Genomic DNA, 16,537 nt, shown 5'->3' on the forward strand with positions numbered 1-16,537 from the left:
TTGATTTTTTTGATGCAGTGTAATAATTTCGCTTTTTGGTCATTCTATTCCCCTCTTATATTAGAAGAATAGCTCTTAAAAATACCTTTTTTTCGTCTAAAAATCCGCGCCTATATCAAACTACCTTTGAGCATTAAATAGCAGTTATAACTTATTTGCAAAGGGAAGACGGATTCTATGCAAATGCATAGAATCCCTTCCTATATCTAACCATGAATGCTTTAACGCTCGCTATGAAAGCGGTTCTCAAGCAGGCTCAGACTCCTCGTCTTTCTTTACTTGAAATTTCTTTTTAGATTGGTGCTCAAGATTGGGTCTTCTAAGCTCATCATCAGCAAAATCATCTACTTTAATCACTGATTGGCGAGCTGCCTCAGCATCCCGCAATTGGGTCGCCTCTTCAGCCGTTATAATTTCTAATTGAAGCGCCTCATTAATTAAATCAGTTAAGCGCAAAGCGTGTAAACCGCGCTCTTTTGCCGATTTAAAAAGTTTTTTCTCTAAGTCTTCGACCGCACAAATTTTATGAAAAGCCTCTTCCATTCGGCCTACCGGACAACAAGGATCTGGATTTTTATACACCAATCGAGTTAAGCGTGAGCGGGTTTCATTGGGCTCAGTGAGCATGCGTGCTAATGTTCGGCCTAGGATATCTTTTGGCTTATAACGTTGAATCCCTAGAGGCTTAAGAATAATATGAAGTGCTACACGTGCCCAGGAAACTGGAAAATTAACAATGACTCCATGCATAGCTTTTTCGCATTCATGTAATAATTGTTGGCAACACCACTCTACTAACGCTAAATCGGCTTCTGGCTCACCATCTTCATAAAAACGTTTTAAAACAGCTGAGGTTAAATATAAGGAGCTTAGCATATCGCCTAAGCGAGCTGATAATTTCTCCTTCCGTTTTAATTTGCTCCCTAATACGGCCATAGAGAAGTCAGCCAAAAAAGCTAAATTGGCGCTGTATTTATGGATTAGTTGATAATAGCGTTTGACACTAGACGTTGGCGCTTTAGTGAAACGTGCGTCAGTCCACGCAAAAACTATCGATTGAGTAAGGTTAGCAAAGATAAAACCCATATGGCCAAAAAATGCCTTATCAAATTCGACTAAGTCATTATTTCGCGCACTTTCCATTTCTTTAAATACATAAGGATGACAACGAATTGCCCCTTGACCGAAGATTATTAAGCTTCGCGTTAGAATATTAGCACCTTCCACGGTGATACCAATAGGTGAATATTGATAACCCCTACCAAGATAATTATTAGGGCCGAGACAAATACCCTTACCTCCATGAATATCCATCGCATCATTAGCGATATGACGAGCCAATTCTGTCGTATGGTATTTAAGAATCGCACCAGCGACGGAGGGTTTAGCACCATGATCAATGGCAGCAGCAGCCATAGTCAAAGCGGAATCTATAATATACGCATGTCCTGCAATACGAGCTAAGGGTTCTTCTATTCCCTCAAACCGCCCGATCGGTTGATTAAATTGACGACGAATACGCGCATAAGCACCAGATGCAAGAGCTACAACTTGACCGCCACCATTGGCACTCGAGGGAAGGGAAATCGCCCGTCCAGCACTTAAACACTCCATAAGCATCATCCAGCCTTGGCCTGCCATACTTGCGCCACCGATTAAATAATCCATCGGAATAAATACGTCCTTGCCTTGCGTTGGCCCATTTAAAAAAGCTGCATTGAGTGGATAATGTCGTCGGCCTTTGGTAATACCAGGAGTTGTTGCAGGAATTAAGGCACAACTAATCCCCACATCGTCGCCTTTTCCTAATAAATTCTCAGGATCAAACATCCGAAAAGCTAAACCAATCACTGTCGCCACCGGACAAAGAGTTATATAGCGTTTATCCCAGTTTAAACGTACCCCTAGAGTTTCAAGACCATTAAATTCTTGCTTACAAACAATACCAATATCAGGAATAGAAGCCGCATCAGAACCTGCATTAGGACCTGTCAAAGCAAAACAAGGTATTTCTCGGCCATCAGCTAAGCGAGGTAGGTAATAGTTCTTCTGCTCTTCAGTTCCATACTTCAATAGCAATTCACCTGGGCCTAAAGAATTGGGTACAGAAATAGTAGTTGCCGTAGATACAGAACGGCCATAAATTTTGACTAGAATAGACATTTGCGCCGTAGCGGAAAATTCAAGCCCCCCATATTGTTTGGGAATGATCATTCCTAAAAAACGATTACTTTTAATAAATTGCCATATTTCAGGTGGCAAATCAGTACGGTTATGAGTGATATCCCAATCATCCAACATAGAGCATAAGGTGTTTACTGGGCCATCTATAAATGCTTGCTCTTCTTCGGTGAGTGAAACAGTAGGGGCGCTTCTTAAAACAGAAAAATCAGGGGCACCACTAAAAATATCCCCCTCCCAACTGACGGTACCAGCTTCTAAAGCATCACGTTCTGTGGCTGACATAGTAGGCATGGCCTTTTTTATGACTTTAAAAAGATGTCGCGATAGCAGCTCTCGTCTTAAAGGTTTAATTGCCCCAATAATAAAAATGACTTCTAAACAACAAAGTAAAGTTAAAGAAAATCCACTTGGATTTGCATATTTCATTACTAAACCTAGTAATAAAGCAAAACTTATTGCCCAAACAGAAATAGCAGCTTGGCGAGTGAGTAGTAGCCCCATAGCACCAATTACTGCAAGTATTAAAATGGCATCTAGCACAATGATCTCCTTTTTATTTGCCTCATTAACAGCGGAAAAATAAGCGATTAACTATCGAACGTGATGTCTAACTGAATCATGCTTCTTTACAGATGGTTCTCTTTTAACTATAGCATCAATGGCCGTAAAAACCTGCGCTGCCACAGCCTTCGGATTTTCCATAGGAAATAAATGAGTGCCTTTAATCCGAAAGGTTTTAATACCAAAATGGGTACGCATATAGCGTCTATCCAATTTATCAACCACTGTAGTTTTGTCACCATAAATTAAAGCCGTAGGAATGGTTAATTGACCACTAAGTTTAGGGATAGTATGGGGAATGGTGCGATATATTTGGTATTCTATATGACGATCAAAGCGTAGATAATAACCATCACTTCTTTGCTCTAAACCATAATTAATATAATCATCCAGACACTGATCGGTAAAGGTTTTAAATAAGTCGCGTGTTTTCAAATAATCAATTAATTGTTTTTTATCCTGCCAGTACTCACGCCGCCCTTTAGTACGAAAAGCTGGAGTGATTCGATCAATGACTCCTAATGCTTTAGCCAAGCGTACCATCTGTGATTTAAAAGGACCAATTAGGGGCGAATCTAACATGACCACCGCCTTAAATAAGGAAGGAGCTTCGATCGCTGCTAAAAGACTTAATACGCCGCCTAAGGAATGCCCCACCGCAATAACAGGTTGACTCGCTTGAGTTTCAATACTCATTACGACTTGCTCTACAAGTTTCTGCCAGTTTTCCTCCACCGGATAGCGCGGATCATGACCCACTCGATCTATATAACAACAATCATAACGCTGTCCTAAACAATCCAATAACTGTTTATAACAGGGAGAAGGAAATCCATTGCCATGTGCAAAATGGATTAGTTCTCTCATAGATTCACCATCCGCCTGCTCTCCGATTTAAAAGCAAAGACAGCAAAAGAAAAATAAGCAGCCAGGATTACAACTAATAAAAAGCCAAAGCCTGGGAAAAGAAGATTAGCCAACTCCATAATTAGTAAAGTAAGCATCATGGGTGTAGTAGCAACCATTAATAATCTTGCTGAGGTTTTCACTGTAATATGGAAAGAAAAGAATATCCGCGCAAACAATTGTCCGAGAAAACCAAACACCAAAAACATAAATAAAAACATCCCAAAAAATACAGAAAAAACGAGAGGATAAATCATCAGTTGAGCTGCAATTTTCCACTGAGAGAACGAGTTTTGGGCTACTATTTGCTTACCATTAAAAACCAGGTTATCTCCTTTGTTAAACGATTGGATTAGTGGTTTATTGTGCTCAGTTTTTGGAGCCTCTCCTAATATAGGAATACCTGGCATCCGGAAAGCTACTTTATCTTTATTAATAAGAACAGTAAGCTTAGGATATTCACTGGTAAAGTCATTAACTTTCCCCGTAGTGTCGACAATCAAAACGACCTCACCCTTTTTGTTTTTAATCAAATAAGGCATAGGCTTATCAAAACTAGCTTGACCATTTTGAATATAAATAGTGGGAATAATAGATAAAGGCTCAATTAATTGTTGATTAAAGGTCTGATTAAAATCAATCCCCATCTTAACGGCCATAGGAATTGACCATAAGGCAATTAATAAAAGCAAGTAACGGATACCATAACCAGTCCATCGTTTACCCACATCAATATAAAGCCGGATGGAAAAAAAAGATAAATAAAGGGCTTGCCATATACTATATATAGGAGCATCAATAGGTCTTAATTTATCTTTCACTTTAGCCATGCCATCCTCCCATACGTCTTCCTGATTTTTGTTCAAAAATATGTATCTTCATTAAGGGTAAATCTACATAAAAAAGCTCATCTGAAAATGGATAATCAGCTGGAATACGTAAATTTATACGTTCATTATTTTTAGTGCACCGTGCTTGAATTAATTTATCAGCACCCATATCATCAACAAATTCTAATTTTAATTCAATAGCTTGATCAATTCTTTTAGCTAAATACTGTACATGTTCTGGCCTAATGGCCAATACTAACTCAGTGCCATCATTAATTGACTCAAACCCATTAGGTACCTGGTAAGCTACTCCCATCTGTGTCGTGATCCTTTGGGCCGTTTTATCGAATACCGCTGATAAAAAATTAATCGGATAGTGTCCAGTAAAGCCGGCCACAAACAAGGTCTCGGGTTTTTGATAGAGCTCCTGAGGTGTTCCTATTTGTTCTACCCGGCCTTGGTTTAATACCAATACACGCTCAGCCATTGTCATGGCTTCTGTTTGATCATGGGTTACATATAAACTAGTTGTATTAAGCTTTTGATGCAATTTTTTTATTTCATGGCGCATTTCTGTTCTTAGTTTAGCATCGAGATTAGATAAAGGTTCGTCGAACAAAAATACAGCCGGCGAACGCACAATAGCTCTGCCCATAGCAACACGCTGTCTTTGCCCCCCCGATAAGGCCGCAGGTTTTCGCTCTAAATAAGGAGTTAATTGTAATAATTTAGCAGCATCTATGACTCTCTGATTAATCTCGTTTTTAGTAAAACGACGCATTTTTAAACCATAAGCCATATTATCAAAAACACTCATATGCGGATAAAGAGCATAATTTTGAAAGACCATGGCCATATCTCGTTTCGCCGCAGGAGTATTATTAACGCATTGTTCATTAATTAATATCTTGCCTGCACTTAGATTTTCAAGGCCGGCAATTAACCGTAACAAGGTTGATTTTCCGCAACCAGACGGTCCCACTACAGCCATAAATTCGCCTTTTTTAATCGTTAGGCTCACCGAATTTAAAATAGTATTAGCCCCTACTTTTTTACCTACTTCTATTAAATTTACTGTAGCCATACTACTGTAATCCTTTTTCAAACCAACGCTGCGTTAAGAGAACTACTAAACAAGGAGGGATTAAGGCAATTAGGGCCACTGCCATAATATAATGCCATTCGGGAACTTGATCAGCTACTCCAGCCAAATAGCGGATTCCCATCACAATAGTAGACATTTTAGTCTCGGTGGTGATAACCAAGGGCCATAAATATTGATTCCAACCATAAACAAATAAGATAACAAATAAAGCCGCAATCTGTGGTTTCGATAAGGGTAAAACAACATCCCAGAAAAAACGAATAGGACCTGCACCATCTAACTTTGAGGCATCAACTAGTTCTGCCGGAATGGTCTTAAAAAACTGCCGAAATAAAAAAGTTCCAGTCGCTGAAGCTAACAGGGGTAAAGTCAAGCCTGAAAATGAATTAAGTAAACCAAAAGAGGCAATAACCTGAAAAGTAGGCAGAATTCTTACTTCAACCGGTAACATCATTGTAGCAAAGATTAGGGCAAAACAAATTTTCTTAAACGGAAAGTCGAAATAAACCAACGCAAAAGCAGAGGTTAAAGCCAGAATAATTTTTCCGCAGGTGATGCCAAGGGCCATTATAAGACTATTACACAGCATGCGAGTAATAGGTTCACCACCTGTCACAGCGAGCCCCTTAGTTAAGACACTGCTCATATTTTTAAAAAAGGATACTCCTGGAATAAAAGGCAATTGAGTTTGCATCATTAAGGCGCCCTCATTACTGGCTGCAATAATGGCTAGATAGAGAGGAAGTAACATTAGAGCAACGAAGGCCATTAAAAAAAGATGCACAAGCGTTTTATTAACTAATTTCATTCGTAATGCACCTTTTTTTCCAAATATTTAAACTGAATTAAGGAAATAATTCCCACTAAGATCATCAGCATAACTGACTGAGCAGAAGAACTACCTAAGTCCATCCCCTCAAAACCGTCTTGATAAACTTTGTAAATTAGATTGGTCGTACTGTTACCCGGCCCGCCGTGAGTTAACACCTGGATAATGCCAAATGTATCAAAAAACCCATAAATTAAATTCATTAATAATAGAAAAAAAGTAGTAGGAGACAATAAAGGAAAAACAATGTGCCAAAAGCGCTGCCAAGGCCCTGCTCCATCGATGATGGCAGCATCAATTAAACTGCGCGGAACAGCTCGTAACGCGGCAAAATAAAAAAGGAAATTGTAACTAAATTGCTGCCAACTAGCAGTTAATATCACCACCAATAAGGCTTGATTTGCATTATTAACATAATCAAACTGAATGCCTAAATAATTTAAACCATGGGTTAGCCACCCTAAAGTGGGATGACATAAAAAACGCCATAAAATACCCGCTACCGCAGGCGCAATCGCGTAAGGCCAAATGAGGAAGGTTTTATACATACCTTGGCTTTTAGTGCGACTATTGACTAGGCTCGCTATCGTTAACCCTAGGCTCATCGTTAATAAGGTCACACTAACAGCAATGATAAATGTAACATAGACCGCTTTAGCATAAGCTGGATCATTTAACAGATCAGAAAAATTTGTAAAGCCTGCGAAATGTTGATGCAAACCAAAGGCATCAGTATAAAAAAAAGATTGAGATAGAGCACTCCATGCTGGCCAAATAAAAAAAACAAGGGTAACTAATAATTGAGGTATAATAAATAACCATGCATAAGCATTCTGATGATTAAATTTTGTCATTCAACGACCATAATAAATATAAAAAGCGGATTAATAGTACAGGATTTAATGTAATATACGAACGCAAATTTATTGTCTTCGTGTAATTCTTTAATAAAAGATAGCTTGCTCTCAAAAGAGGTTAAATTTACACCAATCCACTCTCTTACTGAGGATTACTCCCCTCTAATTTTAATGTCCTATCTAACAGCTGCGTATATATAGGCTTGTTTCTTGCTAACTGCACAATGGTGGTAGAGGTAATACAGGTTATCATTAAGGGCAAAATTAACGAGTAGTTTTGGGTCATTTCAACCACTAAAACAACGCCCGTAATGGGTGAGCGAATACAAGCAGCAAATAGGGCTCCCATACCTGCTACAGCAAACATTCCCGGATGGATACCTGTATTGGGTAGTATATAAGTAATTAGATCAGCAAAAAACAACCCTAATAAAGTTCCTAAAGCAAGCATTGGCGCAAAAAAACCGCCGGGGACGCCAGTGGAGTAAGAGAGCATCGTAGTAATAAAACGCACTACTAATAAAATGCATAAAAGAGACATCGCGGGAGAAATACTTAAAGATTGACTAATAATTAAATAACCACCTCCCACACTCCCGGGATAAGTTGCCGCCAAGTAGCCAATTAACAGCCCTACTAAAAGGACATAAATCATTTTCTGTAAAAGACTCAACTGACCTAATTGATTAACAATCCACATCAAAGTCTTATTAAAAATTAGCCCAACTAGACCAACTAACAAACCAAATACAAGGAATAGCCATAAAGAATTTAAACTGGGTAATGCAAATATCTGCATTTGAATTGAAGGTGCCGAGCCCATAAAAAATTGCATTGTAATTGTGGCCATTACACAGCAGATCACCACCATTTTAAAATTAGTAAACGAATAATTAAATTGATTACGCATTTCTTCCATAATAAACAATACGCCAGCTAAGGGCGCGTTAAAAGCCGCCGCTAAACCTGCCGCAGAGCCTGCGGCAACCAGAGTATCGCTGCGTCGTAAAGGTAAATGAAAGAAATCGCCTAACATCTTCCCTAAATTACCACCAATTTGAATAGTCGGTCCTTCCCGGCCCATTACCATTTTAGCGGACAATGATAAGATACCGCCAAAGAATTTGACTGGTAATAAGCGCTTCCAATAGATTGGGCGTTTATGAAGCAAAGCTCCTTCAATTTCAGGAACCCCACTTCCTGAGGACTCGGGAGCAATATAATATACAGCAAGCCAAGCTAAAAAAAGCATGACCATAGAGACCAAAGCAGAACATAACCCTACCGGCAGTTCATGTTGTTTTATCCAGGCAAAAAAAAGTGCAAGAAGACTATCAAATTGAGCAATGGCAGCTTGAAATAACGAGGCAATTACTCCGGTTAGTAAACCTAAGAGAGCAGAAATAACATACAGCATCAGCACTCGTTTAGTCATTTTATTTCACCATGTCCATTAAATTAACAATAATTTTTATCCCAGCCTGATTTTTTAAAGATAAGATTGTTTCGGGATGAAATTGCACTGCTTGAATCGGTAGATGTTTATGAGCAATAGCCATGACGACCCCATCATCACTCATTGCTGTAACCGCTAAAACCCCTGGAATTGTAGATAGGCGCGCATGCAAAGAGTGATACCGACCAGCCTCAAACTCTTCACCAAGACCGGCAAAAAGAGAAGCCTTATCTAGGACCTTTATAATTGAGCGTTTTCCATGCATAGGATATTTTAATATATCTAAATCTCCACCAAAATATTCAATAATTCCTTGTAAACCCAAGCAAACGCCAAATAAAGGAATTTTTTGGATCAGCACCTCATCGATAGTCTGTGATAACTGAAAATCGGCCGGTTTGCCAGGCCCAGGCGAGAGTACCACTAAATCATAATGGTTGGTTTTTAAATAATTTAAGGCCCGATCATAGCGAATGGTCGTAACTGTAGCGCCCGTTTGTCGTAAATAATTTGCCAAGGTGTGAACAAAAGAATCTTGATGATCGATTAGTAAAATAGCTTTTCCTTGTCCTGGGTTAGGTAAGGTAAAGTTAAATGGAACATGGTTCTTTCCTGGATTATGTAAAATCTCTAAAAAAGCAGAGGCTTTTAAACGAGTGTCCTCTTCTTCTAACTCAGGAATTGAATCATACAATAAAGTAGCACCCACACGAATTTCTGCAATTCCTTTTTCTAAACGTACCGTTCTTAAAACTAATCCCGTATTTAAATTTCCATTAAAGCCAAACCAGCCCACAGCACCTGCATACCATCTACGTGGTGATTTCTCATGTTGTTCAATAAAATTTAAAGCCCATAATTTAGGGGCACCGGTAACTGTTACCACCCACATATGCGTTAAAAAAGCATCAACGGAATCAAATCCTTCACGTAAAACACCTTCAACATGATCAACCGTATGAATCACTCGTGAATACATCTCTATTTGGCGTCGACCAATAACCCGAACACTGCCTGCCTCACAAATGCGCGATTTATCATTTCTATCAACATCCGTACACATGGTCAGTTCGGACTCTTCCTTCTCGGAGTCAAGCAAAATTTGGATGTTATTAGCGTCTTCAATAGCGTCTGCACCTCGTTTTATAGTCCCAGAAATAGGACAGGTTTCTACTCTATTACCAGTAACCCGAACATACATCTCAGGAGATGCCCCAACTAAATATTCCTCTTCACCTAAATTAATAAAAAATCCATAGGGCGAGGGATTACGCTTTTTCATTTGGGTGAAAAGCATCGACGGTTTTTCAGTATAATGCGTATAGAAGGTTTGACTGGGAACCACCTCAAATAGATCACCACAAGCGAACCGCTCTTTCGCTTTATTCACTATTTCTGCGTATTCACCCGCTTTATGATCGCAATCCAATTTGGGTTTATTAGTGGGAGAATAAACTGTATAGACCCCTTCCCGCGCTAATGATTGTGTTGATTTTCCTTGAAATTGAAAATCATAACGCCGGACAAAAGCTTCTTCTTTTTGATGATTAACAACAAAGATCTCATCGGGAAAATAGAGCACCATGTCTCTTTGTGCATTATCTCTATTCTTATATTGTTGTAAATCTTCAAATTGATGGATGAGATCAAAACCAAAAGAACCGTATAAACCTAAGTAGAGTTCGTCATCAGATTTAAATAATGCAAGTAAAAGGCGAATAATACTGAAGACCGAGGGCTGACGGCTCCGCTCCTCCTCACTAAACAGTTGCTCAGAATTTTTAATTTTAATCTGTAAGAAGCTTTGTGATTGAGAACAGATTTCTAAATAGTTTTGCTCGGTAAGTAGCGGATAAATAATGACAAGAAGCATTTCACCCCGTCTATTTAACGCTTCTAAGTTGATGTAATTTTGTTTACAAGTAATTACCAGAGGCGGATTATAAAAACCGATGTCCCAGCAGGTATAGCGTCCGGGAAATTGGAAGCTAGAAGCAAACAGTGCTCCACGTTGTGAATCTAAACGTTCTAATAAGGATTCTATTCCTTGTTGATAATCGAGTTCCTGTTGAATAAATTCAACATTCACACCACCTTGGGTTTTATATTGTTGCAACATGGTTCTATCCGCTATTATTTAGTAAATACTTTTATAGTCTAGGCTTGGGGCTTCTTTTTTAAGTTACATTTCATTCTACTGTAAAAATGTAGTACTGCAAGAAAATCATCTATACTCAACAGATTACTTCTATAAGGGATTAAGATGATATCTATTTCAATACCTAAATTTGCAGATCTCAATCTACACTATGCCTTGATTGATTTTAACGGCACCTTAGCGGTTGATGGCCGATTAATTGATGGGATAGAAGAACAATTAAATAAGCTGGCGGAGCATCTAGATATCCATATTATCACGGGAGATGGTATGGGCACAGCTAAACAAGAATTGGCCAATGTTCGATGTATCCTTACGATCACTCCCGCTGAAGACCAGGGAATCACTAAGCAAAACTATCTACACCAATTAAATCCTAATGCGACCGTTGCAATAGGAAATGGCAGGAATGATCAGTTTATCTTGAAAGAATCAGCACTAGGAATTGCTATTTTAGGTGATGAAGGATTAGCGACAGAGGCTATTTTAGCTGCTGATTTAGTAGTGCCTTCTATTGATATCGCTTTAGCATTATTAAATAATCCTAAACGTCTTAAAGCGTCTCTACGCTTTTAATTACAGATTGTTTTAGGTTAAAAAGTGTCCTATAATATGGCACTTTTTTTATTTATTGATCTTCCTGCGATCTAAATTATTAAATCTATGAGTTTTCCTAAATTTTTTGTAACCTACAGCGTTATGGATATGGACGCTGGCGCTAATCCATTTGGCCATTCTTTTTTAATTTTTTCTAAGCAAGATGCTGAAGATTCTCCTATTGAAGTTATTGATAGTATTGGTTTTTATAGCCAACCAAGTACCACTACTGATCCTATAATTAAAACCTTGAAAGGGATTTTAGGTTTTAATATTGACTTGCAAGATGGACACGGAATCTTAGTTAAAGAAACGATGCGCTCGCTTAATGGAAATGGGCTTCGAGGTATTAGCTTTCAATTAAGCGAAAAACAATTCCTAAGTCTACAGACTAATTACCAAGAAAGTATGAAAAAGGAGCAAGAGGCAATAACCGAGCTAAATGCAGAACTAACAGCGCGCGGCGTTCCTGCAAATGGCTATACTAGATATTTAGCCGAAAAAGAAAAAGCTCAATTAGAGCAAAGAAAACCTCGCTTACGCCCTTTTCACGTCACCATGCAAATGACTATGCAAGGTTTTGATAGTAGCGCTTCCTATACTTGTAAAGATAGAGCGCTCGATTTTCTCTATGATGAAGGTATTATTAATGAAGCTTTAAGAAAGCAAATCATTGCCGGTAAAGCAGGCCATGCTTTTCCTCGATTTCATGACTTAGCTCTACCTCCTTTACGCTTAATAAGCACTGGCGAGCCAGAAGAACACCGCTCAAAAAGAGGTCACCTATTTCATAATCCTGTTTGGCAAAAAAATCAACTATTTTGGGCCACACTTATTTTAAAGCAGGATAAAAATGCTGATGCTGAAGAAGATTATTATGATTTAAAGTTCATCTTAAATCGTATTGCTCAAATGGAAAATGCCCTCTATCAAATTTTAGATAAGCCCTCAGGTTTTGCGCCAAATGAGCTTCATCAGCTTCGAATTCAATTAAAACGTGTTCATAATTTAGCCTTTCTTTTTAATAAGGCGCACTTAAACCAGGGTAAAAAATTACAAGAACATTTAGCTACAGCAGAAAAAGTATTAAATGTAGCAGCTTTAGCTATGGAACCAGAACGTATTAATTCTACTTTCTTTATGCGTGCTTATACGAGTATCGCCATGCAAAGTGCTTTGCTTGGTCTCTTAGCAATCTTGCTATCCAGTACTTTATTATTCATTGCACCTCCTGTTGGAATTACCCTTTGCACGCTTAGTACTTTAGAAACAGTACGTTCTTTACATAGGTTTTATCAAGAGGAAACTAAATTTACAAAGACTAAAAAAGACTACAATGAAAGCCTGGATGATTTATCTAATCCGAGTTTAGTACCTGCTTAAGCCATTTATCTACTCCTTATAAATTTGTTTCAATCTTTATAGGGAGTACTGTTTTTTTCATTTGATCTCGATATAATGAATTAATTTTTTGTTTTGATACCATTATGACTCTTTCTAAAACAGATCTCGAAAAAATTGCCAAATTAGCATGTTTAGACACCTCAACCGATCTAACCTCGCAATTAAATGAGGAGATTAATTCAATAATGGATTTTGTAGAGCAGTTACGCTCTGTTGATACCCAAGGTATTGCCCCTTTATTTCATCCACTCGCCCTTCATCAACGTCTTAGGGAAGATGTGGTTACTGAAGAAGAATGTATTGCCGAATTAGAGGCTATAGCACCCCTTTTTGAAGATAATCTTTATTTAGTTCCCAAAGTTATTGAACCTGAAAAATAAATATCCTCTAACTTTGGATAACGCGAAAAGAGCAACACGCGGTCTTTTGGTATATACCGACAATTATTCTAATGTTTTTTACCAGTAGTGAGTTAATAATAAAATGGAACAATTATCACTGGCTCAATTGGCCAACGCATTACAGAAGAAAGAATTTTCAAGTTTCGAATTAACTCAACATTTCATCCGAAAAATTAATAATAATCAAAATTTAAACGCATTTATTAGTATTGATGAGGAGAATGCCTTACAAACAGCAAAAAACGCCGATGAACAACTAAAAACAGGCGATTCTAGAACGTTAACTGGCATCCCCATGGCGCTGAAGGATTTATTTTGCACCACAAGAATGCGTACCACCTGTGGTTCAAAAATGTTAGAGCATTTTACAGCCCCCTATAATGCAACGGTGGCCAATCGACTAAAAGAAGAAGGAGCCCTCTTACTTGCCAAAGCCAATATGGATGAATTTGCTATGGGCTCTACCAATGAAAACAGCTATTTCGGCCCAGTAAAAAATCCATGGGATAATTCCCGAGTTCCAGGTGGCTCCTCTGGTGGTTCTGCTGCAGCAGTGGCTGCAGGTCTTGTGCCCTATTCTATCGGTTCGGATACAGGGGGCTCTATCCGTCAACCCGCGGCTTTTTGCGGTATTAGCGGAATCAAACCTACTTATGGGTTGGTGTCACGTTATGGAATGGTGGCTTATGCTTCAAGCCTTGATCAAGCAGGACCTATAGCTCGAAGTGCTGAAGATTTAAGTATTATCCTCCAAGCGTTAGTAGGCTTTGATCCAAAGGATTCAACCTCTAGTGAAGCCAAAGCGCCGCATTATTTAAATGGACTTAACGCGCCAATAAACCAATTTAAAATTGGCTTGCCAAGCTGTTTTTTTCAACCACAAGTGGACATAGACATTCAAAAAGCAATACTTGCCGCGGTTGAGGTATTTAAAAACTTAGGCGCTGAAATTATTGAGGTTGATTTAAAATTACAGGAACTTTGGGTTCCTTGTTATTACGTGGTAGCCTGTGCAGAAGCATCATCCAATCTTTCTCGTTATGATGGTTTACGCTTCGGTCACCGCAGTGTTAAATCAAATTCCTTAATAGAACTTATTACTCAATCACGTACAGAAGGCTTTGGTCCCGAAGTCCAGCGCAGAATACTCACTGGCACCCATGTATTATCATCGGGTTATTTTGATGCCTACTATTTACAAGCCCAAAAAATACGGCGTTTAATTCAAGAGGAATTAGTACATACTTTAAAAAAAGTAGATGTCATTCTGGGGCCGACCACTCCTAGCTGTGCTTTTAAAATTGGCGAGAATAATGCTGATCCTATCCAAAATTATCTCGCGGATGTGTTTACTGTGGCAGCCAACCTAGCTGGACTTCCTGCTCTTTCCATCCCAGCAGGATTTAAGCACAATTTACCCATTGGTTTACAATTGATGGGCGCTCATTTTAGCGAAGCAAAATTATTAAACATGGCTCATCAATATCAACAAAATACTAATTGGCATCTTGCCACTCCAGATTTAAGGTGATTTTTATGGAATGGGATCTAGTCATTGGGCTTGAAGTACATGCGCAATTAAAAACAAAATCTAAACTTTTCTCTGGTGCATCGACCACTTTTGGGTCTACTGCGAACTCACAAACTTGCTTTATTGATGCTGGGCTTCCAGGAGTACTTCCCGTCTTGAATCAAGAAGCCGTACGTATGGCTATTCAATTAGGCCTAGCGTTAAAGGCAGATATTAATGATTGTTCAATATTTGAGCGAAAAAATTATTTCTATCCAGATCTGCCCAAAGGTTATCAAATTAGTCAATTTCAAAAACCTATTGTAGCTAATGGAAGTTTAGAAGTTGAATTAGATGACGGTTCAAAAAAATTAGTGACGATTAATCGCGCTCATTTAGAGGAGGATGCCGGAAAATCCTTACATGAACATCATAGCTCCTACACTGGAATTGACTTAAACCGCGCAGGCACCCCTCTTCTTGAAATAGTGACCACGCCTTGCCTTTATTCTATCGAAGAGGCAGTTACTTACCTGAAAACCTTACACCAATTGGTGCGTTTTTTAGGGATTTGCGACGGCAATATGCAAGAGGGCTCGTTCCGCTGCGATGTAAATTTATCTTTAAAACAAAAAGGCAGTGCCACTTTAGGTACTCGCACCGAGTTAAAGAATCTTAATTCTTTTCGTTTTATTGAAAAAGCCATTGCCTATGAACAAGCAAGGCATCAAGATATTTTAGAAAGTGGTGGAAAAATTATCCAAGAAACCAGACTATATAACCCGGATACTAATAGTACGCATGCAATGCGTGATAAAGAAAATGAGAATGATTACCGGTATTTCCCAGATCCCGATTTGTTGCCGATTCAAATCACTCGCATGCAAATAGCAGAAATTAAACGCGAATTACCTGATTTACCCGAACAGATTAAGCAAAGCCTTAAACAAGTCCCTGACTTGAACAATGAAGACATTAACTTTCTTCTATCCTCACCTGCTATTTATTTATTTTATAAAGATATAAAAACAAGTTCCTTATCCGATAAACTGATTATCAACTGGCTGAAAAGTCATTATTCAGCAGCACTTAATGAAGTGCAGGGATCTTTTGATGCACCACCTGTCTCTGCAAAAAATATGGCTTTATTGCTGAGCAAACTCCAAGAAAAAGTGATTTCCACGAATAGTGCAAAACAAATCTTTGCTAAGTTATGGCAAGGGGAAGAAGATATCGATTTGATTATTCAACGCGATGGGCATCAACAAACTCAAGACAGCTCTGAATTAGAAGCACTTATTATTCAATTAATCCAAAAAAATGAACAACAAGCGGCGGAGTATCGCGCCGGTAAGGAAAAATTACTTGGCTTTTTCGTTGGACAAATTATGAAACAAACCAAAGGCAAGGCAGATCCCGAGCAAGTCAATGAGTTATTAAAAAAACATTTACAGTGATCTTCAAGAAGCTGCTCCAATCTTTTAGGAGCGGCATCAACGTTCAGGCTATTATCATTACAACATCACATTCATTATTCCCTCCTATGCCTTTCTATTTTAATTTATCTTGATATTTTCCATTAATTTTGACATTGGAATGCAATTTATAATAATCTTAGTTACTCATGTTACGCACATAAACTTGTAGTTTGACTAAAAAGCATTAGAATTCCGCCCTTAATTTTAGGGAGGGAATTAAATGGATATGCTTGATCTTTATAGTGATTATTTGATTTTCCA

The 16,537-nt window shown here is 38.4% G+C and carries 13 protein-coding genes; 5 read left to right on the plus strand and 8 right to left on the minus strand.

Going from position 1 to position 16,537, the window contains the following annotated elements; all coding sequences use genetic code 11:
- Positions 1 to 246: 246 nt before the first annotated feature.
- The 8 genes from ELY15_RS07855 to ELY15_RS07890 form a co-directional block, all read right to left on the minus strand.
- On the minus strand, positions 247 to 2,724 hold the full coding sequence (locus ELY15_RS07855; RefSeq protein WP_127099114.1) for an acyl-CoA dehydrogenase: 2,478 nt from the start codon (positions 2,722 to 2,724) through the stop codon (positions 247 to 249).
- Between the two features lie 51 nt (positions 2,725 to 2,775).
- Positions 2,776 to 3,612 carry an alpha/beta fold hydrolase gene (locus tag ELY15_RS07860; protein ID WP_127099115.1) on the minus strand — a complete coding sequence of 279 codons (837 nt, stop codon included), beginning with the start codon at positions 3,610 to 3,612 and terminating at the stop codon, positions 2,776 to 2,778.
- Positions 3,609 to 4,481: a DUF1189 family protein gene (locus tag ELY15_RS07865; RefSeq protein WP_127099116.1), complete on the minus strand. Its 873-nt coding sequence runs from the start codon at positions 4,479 to 4,481 to the stop codon at positions 3,609 to 3,611. Before ELY15_RS07865 ends, ELY15_RS07860 begins: the two co-directional genes overlap by 4 nt.
- Entirely contained in the window at positions 4,474 to 5,565 is a 1,092-nt protein-coding gene (locus ELY15_RS07870) for an ABC transporter ATP-binding protein (protein ID WP_127099117.1), read from the minus strand. Before ELY15_RS07870 ends, ELY15_RS07865 begins: the two co-directional genes overlap by 8 nt.
- 1 nt (position 5,566) lies before the next feature.
- Entirely contained in the window at positions 5,567 to 6,394 is an 828-nt protein-coding gene (gene ugpE, locus ELY15_RS07875) for a sn-glycerol-3-phosphate ABC transporter permease UgpE (protein ID WP_127099118.1), read from the minus strand.
- Positions 6,391 to 7,269: an ABC transporter permease subunit gene (locus ELY15_RS07880; protein WP_127099119.1), complete on the minus strand. Its 879-nt coding sequence runs from the start codon at positions 7,267 to 7,269 to the stop codon at positions 6,391 to 6,393. Before ELY15_RS07880 ends, ugpE begins: the two co-directional genes overlap by 4 nt.
- 145 nt (positions 7,270 to 7,414) lie before the next feature.
- Complete coding sequence (gene clcA / locus ELY15_RS07885; RefSeq protein ID WP_127099120.1) at positions 7,415 to 8,707, minus strand: H(+)/Cl(-) exchange transporter ClcA; 1,293 nt, start codon at positions 8,705 to 8,707, stop codon at positions 7,415 to 7,417.
- 1 nt (position 8,708) lies between these two features.
- Entirely contained in the window at positions 8,709 to 10,847 is a 2,139-nt protein-coding gene (locus ELY15_RS07890; RefSeq protein ID WP_127099121.1) for an anthranilate synthase component I, read from the minus strand.
- Positions 10,848 to 10,991: 144 nt separating this feature from the next.
- Between ELY15_RS07890 and ELY15_RS07895 the strand changes: the two genes are divergently transcribed.
- The 5 genes from ELY15_RS07895 (at position 10,992) to gatB (ending at position 16,255) form a co-directional block, all read left to right on the plus strand.
- Complete coding sequence (locus ELY15_RS07895) at positions 10,992 to 11,462, plus strand: HAD family hydrolase (RefSeq protein ID WP_127099122.1); 471 nt, start codon at positions 10,992 to 10,994, stop codon at positions 11,460 to 11,462.
- A gap of 87 nt (positions 11,463 to 11,549) precedes the next feature.
- On the plus strand, positions 11,550 to 12,866 hold the full coding sequence (locus tag ELY15_RS07900; RefSeq protein WP_127099123.1) for a hypothetical protein: 1,317 nt from the start codon (positions 11,550 to 11,552) through the stop codon (positions 12,864 to 12,866).
- A 104-nt stretch (positions 12,867 to 12,970) separates the two neighbouring features.
- Positions 12,971 to 13,267, plus strand: coding sequence for an Asp-tRNA(Asn)/Glu-tRNA(Gln) amidotransferase subunit GatC (gatC, locus tag ELY15_RS07905; RefSeq protein ID WP_127099124.1), 297 nt, complete (start codon positions 12,971 to 12,973; stop codon positions 13,265 to 13,267).
- A gap of 103 nt (positions 13,268 to 13,370) precedes the next feature.
- Positions 13,371 to 14,819, plus strand: coding sequence for an Asp-tRNA(Asn)/Glu-tRNA(Gln) amidotransferase subunit GatA (gatA, locus tag ELY15_RS07910; RefSeq protein ID WP_127099125.1), 1,449 nt, complete (start codon positions 13,371 to 13,373; stop codon positions 14,817 to 14,819).
- A 5-nt stretch (positions 14,820 to 14,824) separates the two neighbouring features.
- Complete coding sequence (gene gatB, locus ELY15_RS07915; RefSeq protein ID WP_127099126.1) at positions 14,825 to 16,255, plus strand: Asp-tRNA(Asn)/Glu-tRNA(Gln) amidotransferase subunit GatB; 1,431 nt, start codon at positions 14,825 to 14,827, stop codon at positions 16,253 to 16,255.
- Positions 16,256 to 16,537: the final 282 nt, after the last annotated feature.

It is taken from the genome of Legionella sp. km772 (assembly GCF_003989735.1).
Classification (GTDB): domain Bacteria; phylum Pseudomonadota; class Gammaproteobacteria; order Legionellales; family Legionellaceae; genus Legionella.

What these genes read in the sequence shown, in the direction of transcription:
- ELY15_RS07900 (WP_127099123.1), top strand. Translation starts at nt 11,550, where the DNA reads ATGAGTTTTCCTAAATTTTTTGTAACCTACAGCGTTATGGATATGGAC.
- gatC (WP_127099124.1), top strand. Translation starts at nt 12,971, where the DNA reads ATGACTCTTTCTAAAACAGATCTCGAAAAAATTGCCAAATTAGCATGT.
- ELY15_RS07890 (WP_127099121.1), bottom strand. Translation starts at nt 10,847, where the DNA reads ATGTTGCAACAATATAAAACCCAAGGTGGTGTGAATGTTGAATTTATT.
- clcA (WP_127099120.1), bottom strand. Translation starts at nt 8,707, where the DNA reads ATGACTAAACGAGTGCTGATGCTGTATGTTATTTCTGCTCTCTTAGGT.
- gatA (WP_127099125.1), top strand. Translation starts at nt 13,371, where the DNA reads ATGGAACAATTATCACTGGCTCAATTGGCCAACGCATTACAGAAGAAA.
- ELY15_RS07895 (WP_127099122.1), top strand. Translation starts at nt 10,992, where the DNA reads ATGATATCTATTTCAATACCTAAATTTGCAGATCTCAATCTACACTAT.
- gatB (WP_127099126.1), top strand. Translation starts at nt 14,825, where the DNA reads ATGGAATGGGATCTAGTCATTGGGCTTGAAGTACATGCGCAATTAAAA.
- ELY15_RS07880 (WP_127099119.1), bottom strand. Translation starts at nt 7,269, where the DNA reads ATGACAAAATTTAATCATCAGAATGCTTATGCATGGTTATTTATTATA.
- ugpE (WP_127099118.1), bottom strand. Translation starts at nt 6,394, where the DNA reads ATGAAATTAGTTAATAAAACGCTTGTGCATCTTTTTTTAATGGCCTTC.
- ELY15_RS07870 (WP_127099117.1), bottom strand. Translation starts at nt 5,565, where the DNA reads ATGGCTACAGTAAATTTAATAGAAGTAGGTAAAAAAGTAGGGGCTAAT.
- ELY15_RS07860 (WP_127099115.1), bottom strand. Translation starts at nt 3,612, where the DNA reads ATGAGAGAACTAATCCATTTTGCACATGGCAATGGATTTCCTTCTCCC.
- ELY15_RS07865 (WP_127099116.1), bottom strand. Translation starts at nt 4,481, where the DNA reads ATGGCTAAAGTGAAAGATAAATTAAGACCTATTGATGCTCCTATATAT.